This is a genomic window from Cupriavidus sp. OV096 (genome assembly GCF_900115455.1).
Lineage (GTDB): Bacteria > Pseudomonadota > Gammaproteobacteria > Burkholderiales > Burkholderiaceae > Cupriavidus.
Map to the genome: position 1 here is coordinate 1 of NZ_FOWM01000024.1, position 5,032 is coordinate 5,032.

The 5,032-nt window shown below is 53.1% G+C and carries 2 tRNA genes and 2 rRNA genes; all 4 read right to left on the minus strand.

Annotation, left to right across the window (positions count from 1 at the left end):
- Nucleotides 1-16: 16 nt before the first annotated feature.
- The 4 genes from BM115_RS26935 to BM115_RS26950 all read right to left on the minus strand — a co-directional run bounded on the left by BM115_RS26935 (nt 17) and on the right by BM115_RS26950 (nt 4,963).
- Nucleotides 17-2,897, minus strand: a 23S ribosomal RNA gene (locus BM115_RS26935).
- A gap of 310 nt (nt 2,898-3,207) precedes the next feature.
- Nucleotides 3,208-3,283, minus strand: a tRNA-Ala gene (locus tag BM115_RS26940).
- Nucleotides 3,284-3,291: 8 nt separating this feature from the next.
- Nucleotides 3,292-3,368, minus strand: a tRNA-Ile gene (locus BM115_RS26945).
- A 63-nt stretch (nt 3,369-3,431) separates the two neighbouring features.
- A 16S ribosomal RNA gene (locus BM115_RS26950) occupies nt 3,432-4,963 on the minus strand.
- Together the 16S and 23S rRNA genes with 2 tRNA genes alongside form the textbook arrangement of a ribosomal RNA operon.
- Nucleotides 4,964-5,032 lie beyond the last annotated feature (69 nt).

Sequence of the window (5,032 nt, forward strand, 5' to 3'; positions counted from 1 at the left end):
AAGACACACTGGTTATAGGATCAAGCCTTACGGGCAATTAGTACTGGTTAGCTTAACGCATTACTGCGCTTCCACACCCAGCCTATCAACGTCCTGGTCTCGAACGACCCTTCAAGGAGGTCAAGCCTCCAGGGAATCCTCATCTTCAGGCGAGTTTCCCGCTTAGATGCTTTCAGCGGTTATCTCTTCCGTACATAGCTACCCTGCGATGCCTCTGGCGAGACAACAGGTACACCAGCGGTACGTCCACTCCGGTCCTCTCGTACTAGGAGCAGCCCCCGTCAAGATTCCAACGCCCACGGCAGATAGGGACCAAACTGTCTCACGACGTTTTAAACCCAGCTCACGTACCTCTTTAAATGGCGAACAGCCATACCCTTGGGACCGGCTACAGCCCCAGGATGAGATGAGCCGACATCGAGGTGCCAAACACCGCCGTCGATATGAACTCTTGGGCGGTATCAGCCTGTTATCCCCAGAGTACCTTTTATCCGTTGAGCGATGGCCCTTCCATTCAGAACCACCGGATCACTATGTCCTGCTTTCGCACCTGCTCGACTTGTCAGTCTCGCAGTTAAGCACGCTTTTGCCATTGCACTTTAGGTACGATGTCCGACCGTACCAAGCGTACCTTCGAACTCCTCCGTTACACTTTGGGAGGAGACCGCCCCAGTCAAACTGCCTACCATGCACTGTCCCCGACCCGGATTCACGGGCCAAGGTTAGAACCTCAAACAAACCAGGGTGGTATTTCAAGGACGGCTCCACGTGAACTAGCGTCCACGCTTCAAAGCCTCCCACCTATCCTACACAGATCGGTTCAAAGTCCAATGCAAAGCTACAGTAAAGGTTCATGGGGTCTTTCCGTCTAGCCGCGGGGAGATTGCATCATCACAAACACTTCAACTTCGCTGAGTCTCGGGAGGAGACAGTGTGGCCATCGTTACGCCATTCGTGCAGGTCGGAACTTACCCGACAAGGAATTTCGCTACCTTAGGACCGTTATAGTTACGGCCGCCGTTTACCGGGACTTCAATCAAGAGCTTGCACCCCATCATTTAATCTTCCGGCACCGGGCAGGCGTCACACCCTATACGTCCACTTTCGTGTTTGCAGAGTGCTGTGTTTTTATTAAACAGTCGCAGCCACCATTTTATTGCAACCCCTTCACCCTCCTGGCGCAGGCCAGTCAAGCTACAAGGGCGTACCTTATCCCGAAGTTACGGTACCAATTTGCCGAGTTCCTTCTCCCGAGTTCTCTCAAGCGCCTTAGAATACTCATCTCGCCCACCTGTGTCGGTTTGCGGTACGGTCTCGTATGACTGAAGCTTAGAGGCTTTTCTTGGAACCACTTCCAATTGCTTCGCGGCTCAAGGCCGCTCGCCCCACATCCTTGAATTACGCGCCCGGATTTGCCTAAGCGCCTTCTCCAATGCAGGGACCGGGACTTCCAACACCCGGACAACCTTCCGCGATCCGTCCCCCCATCGCATCATACGACGGTGCAGGAATATTAACCTGCTTCCCATCAGCTACGCATCTCTGCCTCGCCTTAGGGGCCGACTCACCCTACGCCGATGAACGTTGCGTAGGAAACCTTGGGCTTACGGCGAGGGGGCCTTTCACCCCCTTTATCGCTACTCATGTCAGCATTCGCACTTCTGATACCTCCAGCATCCTTTACAAGACACCTTCACAGGCTTACAGAACGCTCTCCTACCACGCACATTACTGTGCGTCCGCAGCTTCGGTATATAGCTTAGCCCCGTTACATCTTCCGCGCAGGACGACTCGATCAGTGAGCTATTACGCTTTCTTTAAAGGGTGGCTGCTTCTAAGCCAACCTCCTGACTGTTTTAGCCTTCCCACTTCGTTTCCCACTTAGCTATATTTGGGGACCTTAGCTGGCGGTCTGGGTTGTTTCCCTCTTGACACCGGACGTTAGCACCCGATGTCTGTCTCCCGTGATTGCACTCTTCGGTATTCGGAGTTTGCTATGGCGGGGTAATCAGCAATAGACCCCCCAACCATGACAGTGCTCTACCCCCGAAGGTGAGACACGAGGCACTACCTAAATAGTTTTCGGAGAGAACCAGCTATTTCCAGATTTGTTTAGCCTTTCACCCCTATCCACAGCTCATCCCCTAACTTTTCAACGTTAGTGGGTTCGGTCCTCCAGTACGTGTTACCGCACCTTCAACCTGGCCATGGATAGATCATCTGGTTTCGGGTCTACACCCAGCGACTCAACGCCCTATTCGGACTCGCTTTCGCTACGCCTTCCCTAATCGGTTAAGCTTGCCACTGAATGTAAGTCGCTGACCCATTATACAAAAGGTACGCCGTCACCCGTTTCCAGGCTCCGACTGTTTGTATGCATGCGGTTTCAGGATCTATTTCACTCCCCTCCCGGGGTTCTTTTCGCCTTTCCCTCACGGTACTGGTTCACTATCGGTCGATTACGAGTATTTAGCCTTGGAGGATGGTCCCCCCATCTTCAGACAGGATTTCACGTGTCCCGCCCTACTTGTCGTACACCTAGTTCCACAACGCTGTTTTCGCATACAGGGCTATCACCTGCTATGGCCGGGCTTTCCATCCCGTTCTGCTAACAATGCTGCTAAAGAGTACAAGGCTCTTCCCATTTCGTTCGCCACTACTTTGGGAATCTCGGTTGATTTCTGTTCCTGCAGCTACTTAGATGTTTCAGTTCGCCGCGTTCGCTTCCCTGACCTATGTATTCAGTCAGGGATGACCCATAAGGGCCGGGTTTCCCCATTCGGACATCTCCGGATCAAAGCTTGTTTGCCAGCTCCCCGAAGCTTTTCGCAGGCTACCGCGTCCTTCATCGCCTGTAATCGCCAAGGCATCCACCACATGCACTTGTTCGCTTGACCCTATAACGAGTGTGTCTCAGCTTTCGCTTAAGCACACGACTCACCATAGGTCTGAGTTCTCGCGTTTGTGCCGTATTCCAAGTCATCTTTCGATCACTTTAAATACATTTTGGTTGATACAATCACAACCCGGTATCGCGTTGGATAATTCAGCGTCTCATCAACGCTCGCGCGACACCTTTACTACATCCCATATTGTTAAAGAACAGCCGACGGATTCAGTGAATCCAATCGCTTGGCAATGCCAAATGAAAGCACTCACAGCGCCTTCGCGCTAAGTGCTTTCATTTGGCAAACCAACCAAGGTAAGTGGTGGAGGATGACGGGATCGAACCGACGACCCCCTGCTTGCAAAGCAGGTGCTCTCCCAGCTGAGCTAATCCCCCGGATAACTTGGTGGGTCTGGTAGGACTTGAACCTACGACCCCCGCCTTATCAAGACGGTGCTCTAACCACCTGAGCTACAGACCCTTGGCTGTAACAGCAAACAAACCGATAAGTGTGAACGCTTGACTTGTGAACACAAGCCTCTGGAAAGGAGGTGATCCAGCCGCACCTTCCGATACGGCTACCTTGTTACGACTTCACCCCAGTCATGAACCCTGCCGTGGTAATCGCCCTCCTTGCGGTTAGGCTAACTACTTCTGGCAAAACCCACTCCCATGGTGTGACGGGCGGTGTGTACAAGACCCGGGAACGTATTCACCGCGGCATGCTGATCCGCGATTACTAGCGATTCCAGCTTCACGTAGTCGAGTTGCAGACTACGATCCGGACTACGATGCATTTTCTGGGATTAGCTCCCCCTCGCGGGTTGGCAACCCTCTGTATGCACCATTGTATGACGTGTGAAGCCCTACCCATAAGGGCCATGAGGACTTGACGTCATCCCCACCTTCCTCCGGTTTGTCACCGGCAGTCTCTCTAGAGTGCCCTTTCGTAGCAACTAGAGACAAGGGTTGCGCTCGTTGCGGGACTTAACCCAACATCTCACGACACGAGCTGACGACAGCCATGCAGCACCTGTGTCCACTTTCTCTTTCGAGCACCTAATGCATCTCTGCTTCGTTAGTGGCATGTCAAGGGTAGGTAAGGTTTTTCGCGTTGCATCGAATTAATCCACATCATCCACCGCTTGTGCGGGTCCCCGTCAATTCCTTTGAGTTTTAATCTTGCGACCGTACTCCCCAGGCGGTCAACTTCACGCGTTAGCTACGTTACTGAGGAAATGAATCCCCAACAACTAGTTGACATCGTTTAGGGCGTGGACTACCAGGGTATCTAATCCTGTTTGCTCCCCACGCTTTCGTGCATGAGCGTCAGTCACGTCCCAGGGGGCTGCCTTCGCCATCGGTATTCCTCCACATCTCTACGCATTTCACTGCTACACGTGGAATTCTACCCCCCTCTGACGTACTCTAGCCTTGCAGTCACAAGCGCAATTCCCAGGTTGAGCCCGGGGATTTCACGCCTGTCTTACAAAACCGCCTGCGCACGCTTTACGCCCAGTAATTCCGATTAACGCTCGCACCCTACGTATTACCGCGGCTGCTGGCACGTAGTTAGCCGGTGCTTATTCTTCCGGTACCGTCATCGACCCCGGGTATTAACCAGAGCCATTTCTTTCCGGACAAAAGTGCTTTACAACCCGAAGGCCTTCTTCACACACGCGGCATTGCTGGATCAGGGTTGCCCCCATTGTCCAAAATTCCCCACTGCTGCCTCCCGTAGGAGTCTGGGCCGTGTCTCAGTCCCAGTGTGGCTGATCGTCCTCTCAGACCAGCTACTGATCGTCGCCTTGGTGAGCTTTTACCCCACCAACTAGCTAATCAGACATCGGCCGCTCCTATTGCGCGAGGCCTTTCGGTCCCCCGCTTTCACCCTCAGGTCGTATGCGGTATTAGCTAATCTTTCGACTAGTTATCCCCCACAACAGGGCACGTTCCGATGTATTACTCACCCGTTCGCCACTCGCCACCAGGATTGCTCCCGTGCTGCCGTTCGACTTGCATGTGTAAGGCATGCCGCCAGCGTTCAATCTGAGCCAGGATCAAACTCTTCAGTTCAATACCTGTGTGGTGCCGAAGCACCTCGCTCTTTCGAGCGGTCGCTCACTCTCAGAAAACTGACTCGAT